We start from the raw sequence: 23,888 nt of genomic DNA on the forward strand, positions 1-23,888 counted from the left end.
GAGGAACTGGCTACCGGGCGTTGGACGCATGATTATCCGATCACCGTTGAGGAGGCGCGGGAATTGGGGCTTAACGTTAGCACCGAGATGCCACCCGAGATTTATCAACTGATGAATCTTTACCCACAGACACTCCAGCGTCGACCCTCAGTGGAATATATCCCGATGCCCTATCCTGCACGCCCGAGTGTGCCTAGCCGGGCACCCCAGCAGGGGAATCATCAGGGGTAAAGAGCGTTAGATTGCTTGAAAGGAAGGCATAATGAGCGATGAGCCAAAATCTTACGAGCTGGTGGATCTTAATCATGCCCCCTTCGATGCCTTGAAACGCCTGCCCGGCATTGGGCCGGCATTAGCCCAGCGCATCATTGAGGCACGACCTTTTAACACACCAGATGATCTGGTGCGGGTAAGCGGCATCGGCCCGGTGTTGTTAGAGCGCTTGCGGCCTTACCTGACCGTTTCGACGGCAGAGCCTGTCTTCTCAGATGTCCAGGAGGTAAGCGCCACGACGGATGAGCCGGAAGAGCCGGGCGTAGAAAATCCGGTTGAGGTGTTGACACCCGCAACCGCATCCCCAGGAGTTGCTGGCGGTGGTGAAGAGGCCTCTGGTGAGCCTTCGCCGGAGCCCGAGATATTGCCCTCGTCGTCCCAGGTTTCACCCGTCCCCAAGGCTCAAGAGGCGGTTTCCCCGGCTGATGAAACGGAAGTGGGTAGCTTGACCTCACCAGAAGCCCCAGAAACGAGCGTGGCGCCTGAGGCCGTAACCTCTATGCCCACGCTGTTGTCTGCAGAAAAGTTGCTGACACGGCGTGAGGTGATCACCTGGGTTGTGGTAAGCAACCTGGTAACGTTGTTCCTGGCGGTTGGGCTGGTTTTGCTTTTCTTGGGGCTAATCAACGGGACACTTCGTTACACTTCGCTGGCACAGTCTCGCCAGTTTCGTGCTGAGGTTACGCTTCTGTCCGAACGTGTGGATCGGCTGGAGCGCAATTTAGACACCATGGCGGCACGGGTGCAGGCATTGGAAGGCTTGAACGCCCGGGTGGCTGGCCTGGAAAGCCAGACTTCAGAATTGTCCACCGCATTAGAGCAAGCCCGTAAGGATATCCAGGCCGTTCAAACTCTGGTTAAGGGATTTGACCAGCGTCTCAGCACGGTAGAAGCCGCCAGTGCCCGTTTTGAGCGTTTCTTATCCGGGCTGCGACAGTTACTATTGGAAACCCCAACCGGAACGGAGAAAGTGCCATGAGTGGCTCATCATCCACCAGCGGGACCGGGCAGGCGGCACGCGCCTTTGTAAGAGCCGTTCTGCGCTTGTTGGTCGTTATCGTTCTAGGGCTTTTGGTGGGAGCGGCGGCATACTTCGGCTCGGTCTTTATTTATCAGCGGGCGATCCTGCCGGCAGAGGAAAATACGGCGCGCTTGAGTGCCTTGGAAACCGAACAGGCGGGACGGTTTGCGCTGCTCAACGAGCAGTTAACGACTCAAGAAGCCCGCTTGCAAACACAGCACGCTTTCTCGTATAACATGAACCTCACGGCCACGTTACAACTAGCCACTCAGGCGGCGCGATTGAGTATCTTGGAACGTCAGATCACCAATCAAGGGGAGTTAATCGGCGAACTGGATGAAGATACGGGATGGTTGAAAACTCAGGTGGCGGCCTTGGGTACGCCTCTGGCGGCCTGGGAGGGACGGCTTGAAACCTTGGAAGCTCAGGTTGGGAAAGAGGGGGTTGCGAATGACATCGTGTCATTACGGGTTGCGTTACATGTGCTGCGCGCTCGTCAGCATCTGATGGCGGGGAACTATGGCCTGGCACAGGATGAACTCAACCAGGCGCGGGATTGGTTACTCCAATTGTGGGAGCGGGTGCCCGATGAACAACAAGCGATTGTGCGTACCTGGATGGAACGGTTGGATCTGGCCATAGCGAACCTGCTCACCTTGCCAGTGCTAGCCGCTGAGGATCTAGATATCCTCTGGTGGTCACTTTTGGCCGGTTTTCCGGCTACTGCTTCGACTCCGACGCCGTTGCGCACACTACCCTTGTCATCGGAGGCAACGCAGCCTGTTGGGACGATCACCCCGGCCACGCCGACCCTTACCTTGACCTCTCAACCCACCCCAACGTTCCGCCAGAGCCCCTCACCCTCCCCGTCCCCTTCGCCGCGTTCACCTTAAGTCAAGGGCTTTAGTTCTAAAATTCATAGGAGGTCACGATGAGCACGGTATCTGAACCCATGGAAGATGGTGGTGCGCCTGAGGTTGTGCCAGAGACCCCCAGTCCAGAACCGGAGATCTCTGAGGTAGCCCCACCCAAACCTACACGTAAATGGTGGCAGAAAGCACTCACCTGGTTACTGATCGTACTGGCAGCCTTTGTTGCTGGCTTTGGAGTGGCTTTCTTTGCGCTCTATTTCCCATTGCAACGTGAAGCCACCGTGATGCGCCAAGAATTAACGACCCTACGCCAGGATTACGAGAAAACCAGCGCCGAATTGACCGCACTGCGCGCGGATTATCAACGAGTGGAAGAAGCCCTGGCGGCGGGGCAAATGGATATGGTCTTAAGCCGCTTGATCAGCAATGTGAGTTATGCCCGCTTGGCGTTGATCACCAAGGATAACTTGACCGCCCAGCAAGAGTTAAGCGCCGCCGAAGCTCGGCTGAAGGATCTGGAGCCTTTACTCAATGATCCTCAAACGATGCAGGCACTACAAGAACGCTTCAAGACCATCCGCAGTAGTTTGAGTAGCAACCCCAACAAAGCCCTGGAAGAACTGCGCTTATTGAGTGAGAATCTGGCGCGGATACGGATGCGCTAACCAGAACCTGAGTTGGGTGTAAAATGAGACGCTCCGCTTAAAGCGGAGCGTCTGTTTGATTTAATGGGTACTAAGCCATTTAGTACCGTAAAAAGCCGCCGATCATGCCGGCTTTTTCCAGATCAGGATTGCGGTGAACAACTTCCACGTCGCCACCGCTGCGCATGACGCGGCTGATGGCAAAATCCACGGCATCGGGGATTTCTTGCATCTCGCCACCACAGGCCGGGCACGCCACTTGCTGGCGCGAGGTAAGATAGCCGCATTGCGTGCAACGATAAGCGGACTGCTCAAATCCCTCCAGAATCACCAGAGTCATCACCCGATCCTCGTTAACGGCTTGGAGGGTGTTTTCTAGACCGATGACAGCGCCGCTATTCTTAGCCGCTGCAGTAATCAAATCTTTGATCAATTGTGATTCACGTTTGGTTTCGGCTTCATGGCCCACCTGCATGGCCTTGGCCAGGACCTCAGCATGGCTGGCGGTCATGTTCATGGGAAAGGTGCCAACAATCAGGCTTTGCCAGGCTTTAGGTAAAAGGGAACGGAAGAGCGCGACATTGTCCTCAGTGCCCCCGATCAATATGCGGCGAATATGATTTTGCTCGAAAAATGAGATGGCAAAATCCACCGCTTCCTTCATGTTACGTTCGATAACCTCATCTACGTGTTTAGTGCGTCCGGCCGTACCACCGCGCGCACCGGGTAGGCTGGAAGCACCACCGTGCTTGGTGCGTTTGACCGCCTCGCCGACAATACCTTCTTGCTCGCGTAATTCGCCGAGATGAAAGTGGAAGAGACGCGCACCCTGTTTATCCACCAGGACGACGCCGTAACCACCGTAAGAATCCAGCAAGTCAGCTAACACTCGCACACTGGGGCGGTCACCGACATGGACCAAGTCGCGCACCGGGACAGCCAGAGCGTAAGCGCGGAAGAATCCTTCCGGTGCACATGAGAAGACCACCACTCCGCGACCACTCCAGTCGTATTCCTGCATAATATAACGTTCAACGGCCTCTTCATCCTGCGGGAGGTTCACTTTTTTTAGCATGTTACGCAGGCGCAGCCGATAGGAGTCTTTGTTCCCCAGGGTTGGGTCAGTATTGAGGTAGACGCTCAATACGGGGTGAGGCGAAGTGAACTTAAGCAACTCCCGCACATCCTGATCAGTTAACATGGCATCCTCCTGTCAAATGGGATTGGCAGAACCGACAGAGCCAGCCGAAGCCCTGCTCAGGGGCGCTTACCCAAGGTAACGTTCACCTCCTTTTCTTGATCATCGCGGATAATGGTCAGAACGACGGTATCGCCAGGGCTTTTATGTTTCATCAGGTAACTGAGCATGTCACTGAACGTCTGCACCGGCTGGCCGTCAATGGCAATAATCAAATCGCCCCCCGCGGGCAGGCCGGCAAAACGGGTGGGCTGCCTGCCGCCGCGCAGGCCGGCGCGATCTGCCGGGCTGCCCGGCGTGACTGATACGATGTAAGCCCCGGTTTGACGCGGCAAGCCAAGGGCTTCGATTTGTTCCAGGGTCAGCATCTCGCGGCTGCTGATGCCAAGATAGGGATAGTCATAACGTCCTTGAGTGATCAACACCGGGACAACGCGGCGGACGATGTTGCTGGAAACAGCGAAGCCAATCCCGCTATTAACGGGTTCACCAGTGATGGTAGTGCCGGTGGTGCGAATGGCACGGTTAACACCGATGACTTCACCGGCCAGGTTGAGCAGCGGTCCGCCGGAATTACCAGGGTTGATGGACGCGTCGGTTTGAATCACATCGCCGGCGCTGAAAAAGGTGCCACCTTCTGCCTGGCGCAGGGATTCTAGTGTGCGCCCTTTGGCCGAAACAATCCCCACCGTCATGGTGCCGGTCAACCCGAAAGGATTGCCGATGGCAATAGCGGTTTGCCCCACCCGAACTTGATCCGAATCTCCTAAGGGTAGAGGTACTAAGGCGTCGGCGGGCACATCCACTTTAATCACCGCCAAGTCCGAATCCAAGTCCTGGCCGATCACTTTAGCCCGCACTTTAAGCCCTGAAGAGAAGAACACTTCCAGCCCGCTGGCGCCCTCGACCACATGGTAGTTGGTCACAATGTGTCCCTCACGGTCATAGACAAAACCTGAGCCCAGACTTTCAATTTCGCCGTCGGTAGTAGTCGCGATGAAGACGACCCCCGGTGCCACCCGCTCATAAAGATTGGCCAGAAGTGCATCCCGCTCAGCGAATGAAAGGGAAGCTTCGGTCATGAGGGTAGGCGTAGCTACCGGCCCTGCGGGCGGTAGGGTTGCCTGTTGAACCCCAGCGGAGGTGGCCGTGGGTTCTCGGCTTAGTTCAGGTAGAGTGGGGGTCAGGCGACAGGCCAGAGTTACCAGGATTAAAACCCCAAGCATTCCTATCCAGCCAAATCGCTTTTTCATTACCACTATCCTTTCTTTATGCCCGTCATTAACTGCTTTGGCGGAGTTGCTCGAAAAGCGCGCGCTGCTGAGGGGTCAGATGCCGCGGAAGTTCAACCTTAACCTTGACGTAAAGGTCACCATGTTTTTGGGGATTGCGCAAATTTGGCATACCCCGCCCAGAAAGGCGGAAAACCTGACCGGGTTGCGTGCCGGGGGGAATGGTCAAAATGACATCCCCACCCAGGGTAGGAACGGTCACCTGACCGCCTAAAACAGCAGTGTAGAGATCTATTGTAACCTCGGTGTAGAGGTCATCGTCCTTGCGTTCGAAGCGTGGATCGGGCAAGACCTCGATAACCAGATAAAGATCGGAACGCTGACCGTTAGGGCCGATCGGCCCTTGCCCGGCCAGACGGACTTTCGTGCCGGTGCGCGCACCGGGTGGGATCTTGCCTTCTAAACGCCGCCCATCCACCTGGATTAGGCGGGTGGTGCCGCGGTAGGCTTCTTCCAGGGTGATCTGAACCGGCTGTTCCACAGCCGGGGTGGTCTGGCGGGTGCGGCGGCCCGCGGTGCGGGCAGTTGTGCCGGGCATGCCACCGAAAATGGCGCTGAAGAAATCGGAGAATCCACCCAGATCACCGAAGAGGTCGTCGAGGTCAATACGGACGGTGCGCGTGCCTACCGGGCCTTGAGCGAACCATTCTTCCCAATTGAAATCACCCGGAGCGCCGCTCTGCTGCCAGCGGAAATAGGATTCGCCTAGCGCATCATAGCGTTTGCGTTTTTCGGGGTCGCCGAGGACCTCGTAGGCCTCGTTAATTTCTTTGAATTTCTCTTCCGCTGATTTATCGCCCGGATTGCGATCCGGGTGATACTTCATCGCCAGGCGACGGTAGGCTTTTTTGATCTCTTCTTCCGTTGCGTTGCGATCTACGCCGAGGATTTTGTAGTAATCCTTATATTCCATACTTTCATTTTATGTCTGTCAACTCATTGGCGTCAAGATTACACTGAGCACTTCTTATAAAACGCTAATACATCCCTCTAACCAAATTGTAAAGCACCCGTAAGCCGATGAAGGGGTAAGAAGCTCTTCCTCAAGCCTTTATTCATGCTATATTAAAAGCATGGCTCAACCGCGAGAATATTTTTTAATCGTAGAGCCAGACCCCTTGATTTTTAATCTGGTCGGGCGTCAATCGTTACAGGCGGCCGGTTACCGCGTTGAGCATGCTGTGGATGTCCCCACGGCCATTGCTGTCGCGGTGCAGACACTACCAGATGTCATCTTGTGTGATTTGGCGTTGGAAGGTTTGAGCAGTAAGGATCTATTGGTAGCGCTCCAAGCCCAGGGGATGGATATCCCGGTCGTGTTAATTGCCCCCAAGGGCTCCGAGGCTGACCTGATCCAAAACTTCCGTTTAGGTGCGGTGGATTATCTGCTCTGGCCAGCGCGTGAGCCGGAGGTGTTGGCAGTGGCAGAGCGGGTGCTCAAGCAGGTGCGTGAACGCCGCGCTCGTGAGCAACTGGCGCAGGCTTTGCAGCATGCCAACCAGGAATTACAACAGCGCGTGGATGAACTCCAAACCATTTTCAATATTGCCAAGGTGTTGACCTCCCTCACCCATCAAGGTGTTTTGTTTGAGCAATTGTTGGAGCAATTGATAAAGGCCACCCGTTCAGACTTGGGATGGATATTGCTCAAAGATGAAGGGCGAAAGGCTCTCATATTAACCGCCGGCAAACATCTCCCGGCCTCTTTAATGGCACAGCGCAATCGTCCTTGGGAAGATGGGGTGAGCGGATTGGTGATGCTTTCGGGTGAATCGTTGGCACTTTGTGGGGAACCCCTTAAGCGTTTTCAGATTGCTGCGCTAGGACAAGCGGCTTTGATGGTGCCGATCAAGGCTTCTCAGCAGGTGATTGGCGTTGTGGTGTTGATGCGTAAGAAAGAAGTGCCTTACCAGCCGGCACAGCAGCGCTTGGTCGAAGCCGTAGCGGATTTTGCCTCCATCTCGCTCGCCAATGCCCGTCTATTCCGCATCCTGGAAGAACGGGTACGTCTTCAGCAGGTTATCATGGAAAATGCTAATTTGCGGGTACGAGTGCTGGATAAAACCTTGCAACAAGTACGCCTGCAGCTGCGCGAGGGGATTGAAAGGCAACGTCAGGCTTTGGAAAGCCTGAGCAAAGACCCAACCGCGCGGTGGGGCCCGGGTCAACGTCAGGCACTGATAACCTGGCGTGAGAGCCTGGACGCATTACGGGTGCTGGCCGGTTTGATCCCAGATGGTTTACGAGATGTGGCTGTGGCACCGGCCCAAGCCCAGGATTTCAACACCTTGGTCAGTGAAGCAGTGCATCGCCTCTTACCGCTTGCGCAGCAGAGGGGGCAAGAAATTATCTTAGCGTCGCATTCCCGGCCACTGCTCGTGAATGGAGATGAAGCTTTGTTGGGCTATGTCTTGGAGGGCGTGCTCATCTTAGCCATTGGGTTAAGCGAAAGCGGACAGATCCAGGGACGCATCTCTGAGCAGCAAGGCGAAGCCCATCTAGAAGTAGAACTGCAAGCGGAATTAACTGATGAGCAACGCGGAGCCTTGCAAAATCAACCCTTTGAAGGTGGTGCGTTGACTCCGGCGCGTTTCCCGCGTGGACTGAGCCCGGATCGGCACTTAATTCAGCAAATTTTGAAGCAATATCAGGGTAAAATTTGGTTAGAGTTTGTTGCTGCGCACTTGTTGCGCTGGCATGTTGTGTTCCCTCTTGCCCGATCATCTACGGCCATCCCATCCTCTCCCGCAAAGGCCACTGAGATCCTATGACCCAGGTGAAGGATACTCACATTCTAATTGCTACCTCAGACGCGCAGGTCAACTACCTGCTAGAGCGGGTATTGCAAGCTGCTGGTTACTCTGTGGCCGTTTTCCAGGAAGAGGATAAGGTCTTTAACTATCTAAATACCCATCCGACTGGCTTAATCATCCTTTCGGATGCCTTCAGGGGGAATAATCACCTTGATTTTGCGCGTAAGTTAAGCCGCGATCACCCCGAGGTGCCGATCCTGCTCCTGGTCAAGAAAGACTCGCCTGAACTACTCAAAGAAGCCTTGCGCTTGGGGGTGAGCGATTACTTGAACCTGCCGCTTAAGTCCGAAGAGGTGTTGCGTGCGGTTGAGACTAACCTTACCCGTTACCAGCGGTTGCGCGAGTGGATGATGCTGGAAGCGCGCCGTTATACTGATCGGTTGCAGCGGCGGGTGGATGAATTGGAGACCTTGGCACGTTTGAGCCAGAGCATTACCGCTTCTCTCGATCCGGATAACGTGCTCTCGGCCATCGTTGAGGCGGCGGTTGAACTGACGGGTGCCGAAGAAGGGGCACTGCTATTAGTGGATGAAGAGACCGGCGAACTCTACATGCGTGCCTCGAAGAACTTTCAGGAAGATTTTGTGCGCACCTTCCGCCTGCCGATCCAGGATACCCTGGCGGGTTCGGTGGTACGCACCGGACAGCCGGTTTTTCTGGATGAAAACACGCCTCAAAAGATCAAAACGGCTTACTTGGTACATGGGCTGGTCTATGTACCCTTGCAGTATAAAGGGCAGGTTTTCGGCGTCCTGGGCGTGGATAATCGGCACAGTCGCTTTCAGTTCCAAAAACGCGATGTGCAGTTGCTGACCACGCTGGCAGATTACGCGGCAATTGCGATTCAAAATGCCCGCCTCTATCATGAGACGCGCCTGGAACGCAATAAACTTGAGACGGTGTTGCGGCGTATCCAGGATGGAGTCATTGTAGTGGATCAGCAAGGGAATATCTTGTTGATCAACCAGGCGGCAATGGCAGCGCTTAACCTGAGCGAATTGGACGTCATCGGGAAACCGGCGCGGCAGGTGATCACCTTTCCGGAATTGGTGGAGTTGCTGGAGTTATCCACGCGCAGTCTTTCCAACCGCATCGAACTGACGGTTGAGGATGGGCGTGTCTTTGATGTCCAGCGAACGCCGATCCCTGAAGTGGGTGCGGCAGTGACTTTGCACGATATCACTCAATTGAAGAAAATTGACCGCATCAAGAGTGAATTTGTCAGCACCGTATCTCACGATTTGCGTTCGCCGCTTACGGCAATTTTGGGTTATGTGGAGTTGATTGAGCGGGCTGGTCCGGTGAACGAATTACAGCAGGAATTCATCCGCCGCGTGCAGGCCAGTGTCCAAAATATTACCCACCTGGTAGACGATTTGGTCAATTTAGGGCGCATTGAGGCTGGGTTCGATACACGGCGTGAGACGTTTAGCCTCAAGCAGGTACTGGAGCATGCCATCGAGAATTTCAGAAAGGCGCTGGAGCGCAAGGGTCATCGGCTGATCATGGAACTGCCAGAAGACCTGCCGCTGTTCCTGGGTAACCCGGTGCAAATTCGGCAAATGTTTGAGCATTTGCTGGATAATGCGATCAAATATACGTCCCCTGGTGGACAGATCACCATTCATGGGGAGTTAGAGCAAGAGCAGATCATTTTGCAGTTCCGTGATACCGGCATTGGCATCCCGGTGGCGGATTTACCGTTCATCTTCGACAAATTCTACCGTGCCAGCAATGCCGGTACAGAGGTGGCGGGCAGTGGTTTAGGCCTGGCGATTGTCAAATCCATCGTGGAAAGCCACCGGGGACGGATTTGGGTCGAGTCAACCCTGGGGCAGGGCACAACGTTCACCATTGTCCTGCCAGTGATGGAAGCATAAGTCCTCGCGTTCTAATGGAAATGACGTAAAAGGGAAAGATAAAGAAGCCTCCGCCGGAGGCGTTGCTTGTTCCGGCGGAGGCTCTTGCCAAAGGAGGAGACAGCGATGAGCTTGTCTGGAGGTGTCCGGATGACCACGTTGTCGCTAATGATCATACTCCAACTTCATGGCATTGACTATGGTTAGACGTCATAAGGGATAAATGATGTTCCTCTTGACTCCCCGTGACATCTTCGGGGCAAAGGCTATGATTTTTATCCAGGACAATTGAACCATGAAGGATAACCGAAGGAGCGATGATAAACTTGTAAACTAAATAGAGAAGAGTTGATGGGATGTTAAAAATTGCTCTACGCGTGTGCTTGACGCGGATTCAGCGATATGCTACTATGAAATGAAGTTAGCACCTAATTAGAATACGGGCGCTATTTTGAACTGCGATTTGGAGGAGAATTTTCTATGAAAACACGCGTGTTATTCTTTATGGCCTTGACTGTCCTGGCAATGCTAGTGGTCTCAGGGTGTACCCGTTCGGCCTCCACCTCGCCCACGGCCCTGGCTACGCCTACTTCGGAGGAAATTCCGTTCCCGGTGGACGTGGCACAGCGGATGACGGAAGTAGCACAGCAAACCCAGATGGCTATGCCGACGCCTCAGGGCGGGCTGGCAACGCCGATGGTCGTTGAAACACCTTCTCCAACCCCTGCACCGACCAACACACCGGTGATCATCCCCACGCCCACGCGTCCTGCCACCTACACCCTGCAATCAGGCGAGTGGCCGCTATGCATCGCCCGTCGCTACAATCTGGACATCAACACCTTTTTTGAGGCGAACGGCTTGACGATGAATTCACGTCCTGCCGCCGGTACTGTCTTGAAGATCCCTCAGGATGGTGGGTGGAGTGCGGGTGACCGTGCACTGAAACCTCATCCTACGCAGTACACAGTCAAAGCCGGGGACACGATTTACTCGATTGCCTGCGATTTTGGGGATGTATTCCCCGAGTCTATCATCGCGGCGAACAACCTTCAAAGTCCCTATACCCTAACACCAGGTCAGGTATTGCAAATTCCCTAACCTCGATTTATCCGAGGTGGTTCAATTTATCCATGGGAGCGCGGGCAATGCCATCAGACCCGCGCTTGTTCTATTTAGTCCTGTCCTTACTTCGAGGTGATTCATGACGTTTGAAATTCTCGGTCACGTACCCCAGTATCAGGGGCATGCGTTTGATGTGGTTAAGGTGCAGGTACGGTTGCCGGATGGTCGTGTACGGCCGTATGATTTGGTTCAGCACCGCGATTCAATCAGCGTGGTGCCGGTGGATGCCCAGGGGCAGATTTTGTTTGTCGCTCAGTACCGGATTGGCGCTGGTCAGGAATTGCTGGAATTGCCCGCCGGGGTGATGGAAGACGAAGAGGAAGCCTCTCTCTGTGCCGAACGCGAACTGCGCGAGGAAACCGGTTATGCGGCGCGAGAATGGATTGAATTGGGGCATTTTTACCTTGCGCCCGGGTATTGCACCGAGCGCATGGTGGTCTTCTTGGCCCGTGAACTCTATCCTAATCCCCTGCGCCCCGATGCGGATGAATTCCTGCGCCTGCGCCGCTTAAGCCTAGAAGACGCCTATGCGATGGCCCAGCGAGGTGAGATCCATGATGCCAAGACGTTGGCGGCCTTGTTGCTAGCCCAACCTTACTTGCGGTAATGCCAGCCAGAGGGGTTAGGGTGAATAAGAGCAAGGTTTAAGGGGGCGAGTTGAATTGTGACAGGACGCACACAAATAAGGTGACCTATATAACTTTATCCCACTTCCGATTGGGGATAAACTTGAATGAACGAATTGTGTCTAGACCGCGCAATCTGTGCCGTGGCGTTGTCCACAGCACGTTGAATACCAAAGGTATTTACAGGGAGTGTAACCTATGAGTCGCCAAGTGATCACAATTGATGCTAATGAGGCTGTTGCCCATGTTGCTTATCGCCTTAATGAGGTGATTGCCATTTACCCGATCACCCCTTCTTCGGGTATGGGTGAGTTGGCGGATGAATGGTCGGCCAAGCGTATCCCCAACATTTGGGGAACGGTGCCGTTGGTAGTGGAGATGCAATCCGAAGGCGGCGCGGCGGGTGCTGTCCATGGTGCTTTGCAAACTGGCTCTTTGTGCACCACGTTTACTGCCTCGCAGGGATTGCTTCTGATGATTCCTAATATGTATAAGATCGCTGGCGAACTGACACCAGCGGTGATTCACGTCTCAGCCCGCACGGTGGCGACCCATGCTCTCTCGATTTTCGGGGATCACTCGGATGTGATGGCTACCCGCCAGACGGGGTGGGCGCTGCTGGCTTCGCGGTCGGTGCAGGAAGCGCACGATAATGCCTTGATCGCTCAAGCGGCCACACTGGAATCGCGCGTGCCGTTCCTGCATTTCTTTGATGGCTTCCGTACCTCGCATGAGATCAATAAGATCGAGTTTCTGAGCGAGGACGACCTGCGGGCGATGATTGATTACGAACTGGTCAGCCAGCATCGTGCCCGCGCGCTCAGCCCGGATCACCCGTTCATCCGTGGCACGGCGCAAAATCCGGACGTCTTCTTCCAAGCCCGCGAGCGCTGTAATCCTTACTATGAAGCCTGTCCGGAGATTGTGCAAAAGGTGATGGATCGCTTTGCACAATTGACTGGGCGACAATATCACCTCTTTGATTACGCCGGTGCGCCGGACGCCGAACGGGTGATTATCCTGATGGGCTCTGGGGCCGAGACAGCCGAGGAGACGGCCCGTTACTTGATAGAGCGTGGCGAGAAGGTTGGGGTGGTCACCGTGCATCTCTACCGACCATTCTCGGCGCGTCACCTCATGAAAGCCTTGCCTGCTACGGTGCGTAAGATTGCGGTGTTGGATCGCACCAAAGAGCCCGGCGCCGCGGGCGAGCCGCTCTATGAAGATGTCGTCGCGGCGGTGTATGAGGGCTTAAGCCAAGGCTTTGCACCATTCAAGCAGGCACCGATGATCGTAGGTGGTCGCTATGGCCTTTCATCCAAAGAATTCACCCCGGCTATGGTCAAGGCGGTCTTCGATGAACTGCAAAAGGATCAGCCGCGCCATCACTTTACAGTGGGCATCGAGGACGATGTATCCCGTCTGAGCCTATCGTATGATCCTTCCTTCTCCATCGAAGATCCGCAGACGGTGCGCTGTGTCTTCTTTGGCCTGGGCGCGGACGGCACGGTCAGCGCGAACAAGAACTCGATCAAAATCATCGGTGAGGAAACCGATAATTACGCCCAGGGCTATTTCGTCTACGACTCTAAGAAATCGGGGTCAGTCACCATTTCCCACCTCCGCTTTGGTCCCAAACCTATCCGTGCGCCTTATTTGATCGGGGAAGGGGATGCAAACTTTGTGGCCTGCCACCAGTTTTCCTTCTTGGAGCGCTTGGATGTGCTCAAGTATGCCAAACCGGGTGGCATCTTCTTGCTCAACAGCATCTACCCGGCAGACAAGGTGTGGGATGAACTCCCGCGCGAGGTGCAAGAAGAAATCATTGCGAAGAAACTGCGCTTCTACGTCATTGACGCCTATGAAGTGGCTAACAAGACCGGCATGGGCGGGCGCATCAACACGATCATGCAGACCTGCTTCTTCGCCATTAGTGGGGTGCTGCCACAAGATGAAGCCATTGCCCAGATCAAGAAGAGCATCCAGAAGACCTACGGTAAGCGCGGTGAGGCGGTGGTGCAACGCAACTTTGCAGCGGTGGATCAAGCCCTGGCGCATTTACAAGAGGTGAAAGTGCCGGATAAGGTCACTGCCACCCGCACCCGCCGCAAGCCAGTGGCCGATGAAGCCCCTGAGTTTGTCCGCGAGACGCTGGCCCCGATGATGATCTTCGAGGGTGACCGCTTGCCGGTCAGCAAACTGCCGGCGGATGGTACGTTCCCCAGCGGGACGGCCAAGTGGGAAAAACGTAACATTGCCCTCGAAATCCCGGTTTGGGATCCTGAGGTATGTATCCAATGCGGTAAATGTGTGATGGTCTGTCCGCATGCGGTGATCCGCCAGAAGGTCTATGACCCCAAATACCTTGAGAACGCCCCGGCAACCTTCAAGTCCACCGATGCGCGCTTCAAAGAGTTTCCGGGTATGAGATATACCTTGCAGGTCTCGCCCGAAGACTGCACCGGCTGTGCGTTATGTGTGGAAGCCTGCCCCGCCAAGAACAAGAGCCAGGTCGGCTTGAAGGCGATCAACATGGCACCACAACCGCCACTGCGCGAGCAGGAGCGCGAAAACTGGGAGTTCTTCCTCTCCCTGCCGGAAGTAGATCGCACCGCGATCAGCGTCTCGACGGTCAAGAACTCGCAGCTGCTGGAGCCACTGTTTGAGTTCTCCGGGGCGTGCGCCGGTTGTGGTGAGACCCCCTACCTAAAATTGATGTCGCAACTCTTTGGCGACCGTATCGTGGTTGCCAATGCGACCGGCTGCTCTTCAATTTACGGCGGCAATCTGCCCACCACACCATGGACCTTCAACCGCGAAGGACGTGGGCCGGCCTGGAGCAACAGCCTGTTTGAGGATAATGCGGAATTCGGTCTGGGCATGCGCCTGACCATTGATAAACAAACCGAGTTTGCGCGTGAATTGCTCCAGAGCCTGGCCGCGCAAGTGGGTGAGTCATTAGTGGATGCGATTCTGAAGGCCGATCAGCGCAGTGAGGCCGGCATTCGCGAACAGCGCCAACGTGTTGCGCTGCTCAAAGAGCGCCTGGCTGGGATCAACGATCTCCGCGCGCGCCTTTTGATGGACGTGGCCGATTTCCTGGTGCGCAAGAGCGTGTGGATCGTCGGTGGCGACGGTTGGGCTTACGATATTGGCTACAGTGGTTTGGATCATGTCTTGGCTTCGGGCCGCGATGTCAATATCCTGGTCCTGGATACCGAGGTTTACTCCAATACCGGCGGACAAGCCTCAAAGTCTACGCCGCGCGCTGCGGTGGCCAAGTTCGCGGCTAACGGTAAGGGCTTGCCCAAGAAGGATCTCGGGTTGATTGCGATGACCTATGGCTACGTCTACGTCGCAAAGGTTGCTATGGGCGCTAACGATCAGCATACCTTAAAGGCTTTTCTGGAAGCCGATGCCTATGAAGGGCCTTCCCTGATCATCGCCTATAGCCATTGCATTGCCCATGGCATTGATATGCGCAAGGGTCTGGATCAGCAACGGCTGGCGGTGCAGTCGGGTGCGTGGCCGCTCTTCCGCTACAACCCGATGTTGCTGGATGAGGGCAAGAACCCGCTGATCCTGGATAGCAAGGAACCGAGCGTCCCGTTGGCTGATTACGTTTACAACGAGACCCGTTATCGCATGCTGGCCCAGAGTGATGAGCAACGCGCTGAAATGTTACTCAAAGCCGCGCAGGAAGATGTAAAGCGCCGTTGGTTGCAATACAAACAAATGGCCGAAATGGTCATGAAGATCAACGGCAACGGCCACGAGAGTGCGCTAGCGCAAGACTGAGTGGCATTTGGCGAGGGTTCGAAGGAAATATCCCTGGAACCCTCGCCTGATCTTAGGAGGTGTGTATGGTAGATCTGAAAACCCGATATCTAGGTCTGGAATTGAAAAACCCGCTGGTGGCTTCGGCTTCTCCGCTCTCGAAAAAATTGGATGGGATTCGTCGTCTGGAGGATGCTGGTATCAGTGCGGTGGTGATGTATTCGTTATTTGAAGAGCAAATTGTTCATGAAAGCCTGGCACTGGATCATTATCTGACCCGCGGCAGCGATTCATTTGCCGAAGCCCTGACCTACTTCCCCGATTTAGGACGTTACAATATTGGCCCGGAGGGTTACCTGGAACTGATCCGCAAGGCTAAGGAAAGCGTAAGTATTCCCATCATCGGTAGCCTAAACGGGGTTTCCAGCGGCGGTTGGATCGAATACGCGCGCCTGATTCAGGAAGCTGGAGCCGATGCCCTGGAACTCAACCTCTACTATCTTCCCGCTGACCCAGCCCTGACGGCGGAAGAATTAGAGGCCAATTATGTGGCGTTGGTGGCCGATATCCGCAAGCAGATCCGCATTCCGTTGGCGGTGAAACTCAGCCCCTTCTTTACGGCTTTGCCCAATTTTGCACATAAATTAGCCCGGGCTGGTGCGAATGGTTTGGTCCTGTTCAATCGTTTCTATCAGCCGGATTTTGATATTGAGACGTTGGAAGTCGTGCCCAGCCTAGTGTTGAGCACTTCGGATGAATTGCGCCTGCCGTTGCGGTGGATTGCAATTCTCTACGGCCGGGTGGCAGTAGATATGGCGTTGAGCAGCGGGGTACACACCGGCCAGGATGTGATCAAGGCACTCATGGCCGGCGCCAAGGTGGCCATGACAACCTCGGCCTTGCTAAAACATGGGGTTAAACGGGCTGGTGAGATCTTGCAAGAAATGCAGGAATGGATGGAAACCTTTGAGTATCAGTCTGTGCAGCAGATGATCGGCAGTATGAGCCAACAGGCGGTAGCCGAGCCAGCGGCGTTTGAACGCGCCAACTACATGAAAGCGCTGCTCACTTACGATAATCGAATGATTTACTAGCCCGTTGATGCGTTGCATGATAAACCTCCCCGGTGCGGGGAGGTTTTTTGTTTAACGCTTTACAAAAACATTATACAACATCGTTTATATGTTTGACTAACTTTATACGGCTGGCTACAATGTCATTGTTGTTACTACCCGATAACATACTTTTGTAAGGAGAGGACACGATGAGACACATTTTCTTACTGTTAGTGGCCGCTGTTTTGGTAATATCGGCATGTGCGCCGGCCGCAACGCCTGAACCCACTCAACCGCCGATGCCCACGGCTACCCCGGTTCCCCCAACAGCAACTCCGGCACCCAAAACTATTGTGGATATCGCCGTAGCAGATGGCCGGTTTAGTACCCTGGTCGCCGCAGTACAGGCTGCGGGTTTGGTTGAAACTTTATCGGGCGAGGGGCCTTTTACGGTGTTCGCACCTACCGACGATGCTTTTGCCAAACTGCCGAAAGAAACCCTGGATAATTTGCTCAAACCCGAGAACAAAGATCAACTAGTCAAGATTTTGACTTACCATGTTGTTCCGGGAAAGGTCTTGGCGTCAGACGTGGTTAAACTGAGCGAAGCCCAAACAGTAGCCGGTGAGCCTATCACCATCAAAGTTGAAGGTGACAAGGTTTTCATCAATGACGCGCAGGTGATCATCACCGATATCGAGGCCAGCAACGGCGTTATTCACGTCATCGACACCGTCATTCTGCCCCCTAGCATGACCGCTGAAGCCAAGAAGGACATCGTGGATATTGCCGCGGCTGATGGGCGTTTCACCACGCTGGTCGCTGCGGTACAAGCTGCAGGTTTGGTGGATACTTTGAAGGGTGAAGGCCCGTTCACTGTGTTCGCGCCTACCGATGATGCTTTTGCCAAACTGCCCGCGGGAACCTTAGAAACCTTGCTCAAGCCGGAGAACAAGCAACAATTGACCAACATCCTTCTTTACCACGTATTACCGGGAAAAGTGATGGCTTCCGAGGTCAAAGATGGCCTAATCGCGGATACCGCATTAGGTACCTCTGTGTTCTTCAAAGTGGATATGGGCAAGGCCTACATCAATGAGGCGCAGATCATCATCACGGATATTGAGGCCAGCAACGGTGTTATCCATGTGATCGACACGGTGATCCTGCCCAAGGATATTGTGGACGTTGCGGTATTCAACCAGTTCAATACCCTGGTTGCGGCGGTTCAGGCTGCGGGCTTGGTGGATACCTTGAAAGGTGAAGGCCCCTTTACCGTCTTTGCTCCCACGGATGAAGCCTTTGCAAAGTTACCCGCTGGTACGCTGGATAACCTGCTCAAACCGGCAAATAAGAAGCAACTCACGGACATCTTGCTCTATCATGTTATCTCAGGGCGGGTGTTAGCCGAGGATGTGGTGAAGTTGCAGCAGGCCGATACCGCGTTGGGCAAGCCCGTCACGATCAAAGTTCAGGATGGCAAAGTCTACATCAACGACGCCCAGGTCATCCTGACGGACATAAAGACGACGAATGGTGTGATCCACGTGATTGATACGGTGCTCTTGCCCCCGCGATAAAGTTTTACCGGTTCGAGTGGGTGGGTACTCTTTAGTGGTAGTTGTGGGCTGGGAAGAGAGGGCTGCCAGTTTATGGCAGCCTTCAGCATTTTTTGCGCGATTTTTTGTTGGAAAGAAAAAGGCGGCTGGATAAAGAAGCCGCCTTTTTAGGAACACCTACCTACGGATTAGGAATAAGTCCAGGTGGGGTTTATTCTTCCTCAAGCGCCGGTTCGCCGGCCTTCTTTTGGCGATAAACGATGCGGCCACGGGTGAGATCATAGGGCGACATTTCCACCCGTACCCGGTCGCCGAGGAGGATACGGATATAATACTTGCGCATCCGCCCCGAGAGGTATGCCAGGATCTCATGCCCATTATCCAGGCGCACGCGGAATTGCGTGCCCGGCAATGCCTCTACAATCGTGCCTTCCACCTGAATCTTCTCTTCTTCTTTGGCCATCGAGGACCTCCAGACTGTTTCACCAACCCGATGAACGAAGGCTTACTCCGAAGCGCGTGACATCTGGCGGCGTTTCATGCGGCGAATGGCCTTCTTCTGTTCCAGGCGACGCAGTTCGCTCTTGGAAATGAACCAACGTTTCCGACGCACGGTGCTTAGCACACCGCTCTTGACGACCTTCTTGCGGAAGCGCTTGAGCAGCTGTTCCTGGCTTTCGTTAGGCCGCAAGATCACTATGGTCAACGCACTCACCTCCTTTCGGGTTCAAGTTTGATCTATTCGCGCGCGGGCAAAAAACTCGGCTGCATACCGCACTTGCAGCCGAGGGCGTTCTCAAAAGGATAAACCGTTCACCATGCCCACTTGCCCAGCGCGATATGACCTCCGTTCCAGGAAATCATGCCAATCAATTGGTAAAACCGCCTGAAGGTTGCTCGCAGGCTTTTTTATTATACCTGACAATACGATGCGCGTCAAACATGTTAAAGAAACGAGGTGCCCCAATGGGGCACCTCGCTCGTTTTGGATTCATGGATTTCACAGTTTCCCGTCTATATCCACCCGCGCAGTTCCATGGCTTTGACCACGCGTGTGATTGCAACCATGTAGGCAGCATCGCGCATGAAAACACCTTCCTTCAGCGCGAGGTCAAGCACGGCTTGGAAGGCCTGGGTCATCTTGGTGTCCAGGCGTTGGAGCACTTCCTCTTTTGTCCAGTAGAAATTCATGTCGTTCTGCACACTTTCAAAGTAGGATACCGTCACGCCGCCCGCATTGCACAGGAAATCGGGGATCATGAAGATGCCACGCTGGCGAATGATCTCGTCGGCCTCGGGGGTGGTCGGGCCGTTGGCGCCCTCGGCGATCAACTTGACCCGTTCGTGGATGTGGTGCACGGTATCAGCATTGATCTGACCTTCGAGCGCGGCGGGGATGAGCACGTCGGCTTCCTTGCTCAGCCAGGCGTTACCGCCCTCAATTGTATAGCCGGCGGCGCGGGCTTTGCTCTTGTCAATCGTGCCGTATTGATCAGTGATGCTCATCAGGAAGCGCGGATCAATGCCATCGGCCTTGCTTACGGTGTAAGCGGTGCGATCTTCGCGATCCCAATAGGATACGCAGATCACCTTCCCACCCAGGATTTCGGTAAAGCCTACCGCCGCGTATTGGGCGACATTGCCAAACCCCTGGATGGCGGCGACGCACTTAGCGGGGTCAAGGTTGAGGTGCTTGAGGGCTTCGCGCACGGTGTAGATGACGCCGAAACCGGTGGCTTCGGTGCGCCCAAGGGAGCCGCCGCCTCCGACTGGCTTGCCGGTGATAACACCGGGGGTATACTGCCCAACCAGTTTGGAGTACTCGTCCATCATCCAGCCCATCATCTGCGGGTTGGTGCCCACATCAGGGGCAGGAACATCCTGGCGTGGGCCAATGTTACGCCAGATTTGCTGAATGTAGCCGCGTGCCAAACGCTCTTTTTCGCCTTCCGAAAGCGTGGCCGGATCTACGATAACACCACCCTTGCCACCGCCGAGCGGCAGGTCTACCACGGCGCATTTCCAGGTCATCCAGGTGGCCAGGGCGCGCACGGTATCAATGGTTTCGGCGGGGTGAAAACGGATGCCACCCTTGCAGGGACCACGGGCATCGTTGTGCTGAACGCGAAAACCCTGAAAGACACGTATGGTGCCGTCATCCATGCGCACCGGGATGCGGAAATGGTACTCCCGCATGGGCCAGCGCAGAATTTCGCGCACCTGAGGATCCAGTTGGAGGAGTTCGGCGACATGATCGAATTGACGTTGTGCCATTTCGAAAGCGTTGGTCGTACTCGTCATAGACATCTCTCCTGTGGGTGTTGGGAGTAGGGGAAGGCCTGGAGGCAACGATAACGCCGCGAAAAAATAATAGCGGGCATCCCGGTCGTATGCCCGCTACAAGTTTGGCTTATGTGGGCCAGAATTGGCACGGCGGCGCCTCCGCTTGTTTCGTTACACTTACAAGATTACCGAATTATAGGGTTAGCGTCAATATGATGAACGTCTGCAATCCTGGATGACCTTATTCGTCACCACACTAGGACGCGTGTCAGGATAGCGCGGTTTTGCGATTCCTTGATCCAGTCTCTGTTACTCAAAACCCGCAAGCGAGGCTGAGGTTACCCGGATAAGAGCCGCCGGGATGGATTGTGCGCCTCTGGTATAATCAAAAAACCAGTGGATTTATCCTAACAGGAGCCTGAAAGGTATGAAGAAGGCGTTAGACTTTCAATCTATTATCATGAAATTACAGCAGTTTTGGGCGGAGCAGGGATGCTTGATCTGGCAGCCCTACTATACTCAGGTGGGAGCGGGGACGATGAATCCGGCCACGTTCCTGCGCGTGCTCGGTCCAGAGCCGTGGAACGTGGCCTACGTGGAACCCTCCATCCGCCCGGATGATGGGCGCTATGGCGAGAACCCTAACCGCTTGCAGCAGCACTATCAGTTTCAGGTTATCCTCAAACCCGATCCCGGGAATCCGCAGGAGATCTATCTGCGATCCTTAGAGGCGTTGGGAATTGATCCGCGCGAACACGACATTCGTTTTGTCGAAGACAATTGGGAATCGCCTGCCCTGGGTGCCTGGGGATTAGGTTGGGAGGTCTGGCTGGATGGTCTGGAGATCACCCAGTTCACCTACTTCCAGCAGGCAGGGGGGATGGTGTTGGAGCCGGTCTCGGTCGAAATTACCTACGGGCTGGAACGCATCGCTATGGCGTTGCAACGGGTAAGTAACTTCCGTGATATTCAATGGAATGCCGAACGCACTTATGGTGATGTGAACCTGCAAGGGGAGCGCGAGCATAGCACCTACTACTTTGAGGTGGCGGATGTGGAACGCTTGCGCCAGATGTTCGCGCTCTTCGAGGCCGAAGCCGAAGCCGCTCTGGCGCGGGGGTTGGTGCTCCCGGCGCACGATTATGTCCTCAAATGCTCCCATACCTTCAATGTGCTGGATACCCGCGGCGCGGTCGGTGTGACCGAGCGTCAGGTCCTCTTTGCCCGCATGCGGGATATGGCCCGCCGCGTGGCCGAGGCGTATGTGGCGCAGCGTGAGGCGTTGGGCTTCCCCTGGCTCAAACCTGCGGCGGCGGTGAATGAAATGCCCACCGTGTCTGCCCAACCTGCTCAGGCGCTACCAGAACGGGAAACCCTCCTGGTTGAAATCGGTACTGAAGAACTCCCGCCAGCAGATTTGGATGCGGCCTTAGCGCAACTGCGGGAGGGCATCCCAGCGCTGTTGGACGAGTTGCATTTGGCGCACGGCCCGATCCATGTTTGGGGCACGCCGCGTCGCCTTGTGGTGTGGGTTGAGGACTTGGCTGGGCGACAGCCGGATCGTGACCTGGTTGTCAAGGGCCCGCCGGCCAACCGGGCTTTTGATGCCCAAGGACGCCCCACCGCAGCGGCAGAAGGGTTTGCGCGCAGCAAAGGCGTGCCGGTCGACACGCTTACCGTGGCTGAGATGGACGGCGGGCGTTATGTGGTCGCCCATGTGCGTGAATCAGGTCGTCCGGCGGTTGAGGTGTTGGCCGAGGCGCTAACCAAAGTCATTGCAGATTTGCGTTTTGAGCGCTCGATGCGTTGGAACAGCAGTGGGGTGGCCTTCTCGCGCCCGATTCGCTGGTTGGTAGCGCTGTTTGGTGAGACGGTGATACCTTTCACCTATGCCGGGCTGGTCTGCGGGCGGGTGACGCGGGGGTTGCGCTTTGCCGAGCCGGCCACGTTTGCGCTCTCTCATCCCCGTGATCATCGCATCTTCCTGGAGCGCCAGGGCGTGATTGTGGATCCGGAGCAACGGAAGGCACGCATCGCTGAGCAGGCTCGGGCATTGATCGCCGAGGTAGGGGGTGACCCCGAGCACCTGGACGAGGCAGTGCTCAACGAGGTGACCCACCTGGTGGAAGCCCCCACGGCACTGCGCGGTTCGTTCGATCCCGATTACCTGCGCCTGCCGGAAGAGGTGCTGGTATCGGTGATGAAGAAACATCAGCGTTACTTCCCCGTTTATACCCGCGAGGGGCGCCTCTTACCCTACTTTATTGCCGTGCGCAACGGTGGTAGGGAAGGGCTGGATATCGTCACCGATGGGAACGAGCAGGTGATTCGCGCCCGCTTTGCCGATGCGGCGTACTTCATCCGTGAAGACCTCAAGCACCCGCTAGAGTATTATCTACCGCGGCTAAGTACGCTCACCTTCCAGACGAAACTCGGCTCTATGCTGGATAAGACCCAACGCATTGAGGCCCTGGTAGAGCACTTGATCCCGATGATTGGGCTTGAATCCGCAGATGCTGCTGCGGTGCGCCGTGCCGCCCACCTGTGCAAAGCCGATTTGGTCACTCATATGGTGGTCGAGATGACCTCATTACAGGGGGTGATGGGGCGGTATTACGCGCTCCAAAGTGGTGAGCCTCCTGCTGTAGCCGAGGCGATCTTTGAGGCTTACCTGCCGCGCTTTGCCGGCGACCGCTATCCCGAGACGCCAGCGGGGCTGGTGTTAGGCCTGGCTGACCGCTTGGATACCCTGATGGGGCTATTTGCAGTAGGGCTGGCACCGACTGGTACCAAAGATCCATTCGCCCTGCGGCGTGCGGCATTGGGTCTGGTGCAAAATCTGATTCACTGGAACCTGGATTTTGACCTGTGCCAAGGGTTGGAAGCGGCGGCACACGGCTTACCGGTCGCGGTGACCGCTGAGGCTAAAGCAGAATGCCTGGACTTTATTATCGGGCGCTTGCAAAGCGAGTTGTTGGAACAGGGCTACCGCTATGATGTGGTTGCGGCGGTGCTGGCGGCGCAGGGGCATAATCCCGCCGCGGCCGCACGTGCGGTGCGCGAACTAACGCAGTGGGTCAATCGCCCCGACTGGAACACCATCTTGCCGGCTTATGCTCGCTGTGTGCGCATCACCCGTGATCAGCGCGAGCGTTATGCGATTGATTCTGAACAGTTTGTTGAACCGGCGGAGAAGCACCTGCTTTCGGCGTTGTTGCAGGCCGAGGTGACTTCGCGCCGTCCGGGGAGTGTGGAGGATTTCTTCAAGGTATTCCTGCCCATGATCCCGGTGATCAACCGTTTCTTCGATGAGGTGTTGGTCATGGCTGAGGACCCGGCCTTGCGCGCCAATCGCTTGGGGTTGCTCCAGCGTATTGTAGCCCTGGCTGATGGGGTTGCCGACTTCTCCAAGTTAGAGGGCTTCTAGGTTATTTGGACAACCGATAAAAAGCGCTGCCGGTTGTTTCTGGCCGGCAGCGCAGTTTTTATAA

General features: G+C 55.3%; 18 protein-coding genes. 12 read left to right on the forward strand and 6 right to left on the reverse strand.

The features are described 5' to 3' along the window. The 4 genes from AC01YT_RS04985 to AC01YT_RS05000 all read left to right on the forward strand — a co-directional run. Positions 1-231 (forward strand): SDH family Clp fold serine proteinase (locus AC01YT_RS04985; protein ID WP_476673253.1); only part of this gene is annotated, 231 nt, incomplete at its 5' end. Between the two features lie 31 nt (positions 232-262). Then, positions 263-1,252, forward strand: coding sequence for a ComEA family DNA-binding protein (locus tag AC01YT_RS04990; protein ID WP_476673255.1), 990 nt, complete (start codon positions 263-265; stop codon positions 1,250-1,252). Next, positions 1,249-2,187: a hypothetical protein gene (locus AC01YT_RS04995; protein ID WP_476673257.1), complete on the forward strand. Its 939-nt coding sequence runs from the start codon at positions 1,249-1,251 to the stop codon at positions 2,185-2,187. The genes AC01YT_RS04990 and AC01YT_RS04995 overlap by 4 nt, the downstream gene beginning before the upstream one ends. A 38-nt stretch (positions 2,188-2,225) precedes the next feature. Continuing rightward, a complete protein-coding gene (locus tag AC01YT_RS05000; protein ID WP_476673259.1) occupies positions 2,226-2,831 on the forward strand; it encodes a hypothetical protein in 606 nt (201 codons plus the stop codon). A gap of 79 nt (positions 2,832-2,910) precedes the next feature. On the opposite strand, the gene AC01YT_RS05005 is transcribed toward AC01YT_RS05000, so the two are convergent. From AC01YT_RS05005 to AC01YT_RS05015, 3 genes are read right to left on the reverse strand one after another with little or no spacing between them, the layout of a single operon-like run. Beyond that, entirely contained in the window at positions 2,911-4,011 is a 1,101-nt protein-coding gene (locus AC01YT_RS05005) for a baeRF10 domain-containing protein (RefSeq protein ID WP_476673261.1), read from the reverse strand. A gap of 56 nt (positions 4,012-4,067) precedes the next feature. Continuing rightward, positions 4,068-5,261 carry a S1C family serine protease gene (locus AC01YT_RS05010; protein ID WP_476673263.1) on the reverse strand — a complete coding sequence of 398 codons (1,194 nt, stop codon included), beginning with the start codon at positions 5,259-5,261 and terminating at the stop codon, positions 4,068-4,070. Between the two features lie 28 nt (positions 5,262-5,289). After that, positions 5,290-6,213 (reverse strand): DnaJ C-terminal domain-containing protein, encoded by a 924-nt coding sequence (locus AC01YT_RS05015; protein WP_476673265.1) that lies wholly within the window; start codon positions 6,211-6,213, stop codon positions 5,290-5,292. 160 nt (positions 6,214-6,373) lie between these two features. Between AC01YT_RS05015 and AC01YT_RS05020 the strand changes: the two genes are divergently transcribed. The 7 genes from AC01YT_RS05020 (at position 6,374) to AC01YT_RS05050 (ending at position 18,135) form a co-directional block, all read left to right on the forward strand. After that, on the forward strand, positions 6,374-8,071 hold the full coding sequence (locus AC01YT_RS05020) for a response regulator (RefSeq protein WP_476673267.1): 1,698 nt from the start codon (positions 6,374-6,376) through the stop codon (positions 8,069-8,071). Next, on the forward strand, positions 8,068-9,993 hold the full coding sequence (locus AC01YT_RS05025) for an ATP-binding protein (RefSeq protein ID WP_476673269.1): 1,926 nt from the start codon (positions 8,068-8,070) through the stop codon (positions 9,991-9,993). The genes AC01YT_RS05020 and AC01YT_RS05025 overlap by 4 nt, the downstream gene beginning before the upstream one ends. Before the next feature lie 459 nt (positions 9,994-10,452). Continuing rightward, positions 10,453-11,073, forward strand: coding sequence for a LysM peptidoglycan-binding domain-containing protein (locus AC01YT_RS05030; RefSeq protein WP_476673271.1), 621 nt, complete (start codon positions 10,453-10,455; stop codon positions 11,071-11,073). 103 nt (positions 11,074-11,176) lie between these two features. Further along, positions 11,177-11,704 (forward strand): NUDIX hydrolase, encoded by a 528-nt coding sequence (locus AC01YT_RS05035; RefSeq protein WP_476673273.1) that lies wholly within the window; start codon positions 11,177-11,179, stop codon positions 11,702-11,704. Between the two features lie 217 nt (positions 11,705-11,921). After that, on the forward strand, positions 11,922-15,521 hold the full coding sequence (nifJ, locus tag AC01YT_RS05040; RefSeq protein WP_476673275.1) for a pyruvate:ferredoxin (flavodoxin) oxidoreductase: 3,600 nt from the start codon (positions 11,922-11,924) through the stop codon (positions 15,519-15,521). Positions 15,522-15,586: 65 nt separating this feature from the next. After that, positions 15,587-16,594 (forward strand): dihydroorotate dehydrogenase-like protein, encoded by a 1,008-nt coding sequence (locus AC01YT_RS05045; RefSeq protein WP_476673277.1) that lies wholly within the window; start codon positions 15,587-15,589, stop codon positions 16,592-16,594. A gap of 170 nt (positions 16,595-16,764) precedes the next feature. After that, a complete protein-coding gene (locus tag AC01YT_RS05050) occupies positions 16,765-18,135 on the forward strand; it encodes a fasciclin domain-containing protein (protein ID WP_476673279.1) in 1,371 nt (456 codons plus the stop codon). 190 nt (positions 18,136-18,325) lie between these two features. Here the strand turns inward: AC01YT_RS05050 and infA are convergent, their stop codons facing one another. The 3 genes from infA to AC01YT_RS05065 all read right to left on the reverse strand — a co-directional run bounded on the left by infA (position 18,326) and on the right by AC01YT_RS05065 (position 20,415). Beyond that, positions 18,326-18,577 (reverse strand): translation initiation factor IF-1, encoded by a 252-nt coding sequence (gene infA / locus AC01YT_RS05055; protein WP_054521945.1) that lies wholly within the window; start codon positions 18,575-18,577, stop codon positions 18,326-18,328. A 42-nt stretch (positions 18,578-18,619) separates the two neighbouring features. Further along, positions 18,620-18,829, reverse strand: a complete 210-nt coding sequence (rpsU, locus tag AC01YT_RS05060) for a 30S ribosomal protein S21 (RefSeq protein ID WP_236690018.1) — start codon at positions 18,827-18,829, stop codon at positions 18,620-18,622. Positions 18,830-19,128: 299 nt separating this feature from the next. Further along, on the reverse strand, positions 19,129-20,415 hold the full coding sequence (locus tag AC01YT_RS05065; RefSeq protein ID WP_476673281.1) for a Glu/Leu/Phe/Val family dehydrogenase: 1,287 nt from the start codon (positions 20,413-20,415) through the stop codon (positions 19,129-19,131). Between the two features lie 409 nt (positions 20,416-20,824). Between AC01YT_RS05065 and glyS the strand changes: the two genes are divergently transcribed. Beyond that, entirely contained in the window at positions 20,825-23,824 is a 3,000-nt protein-coding gene (gene glyS, locus AC01YT_RS05070) for a glycine--tRNA ligase subunit beta (RefSeq protein WP_476673283.1), read from the forward strand. The last annotated feature ends 64 nt before the right edge of the window (positions 23,825-23,888 follow it).

This window comes from Thermanaerothrix sp. (assembly GCF_056331585.1).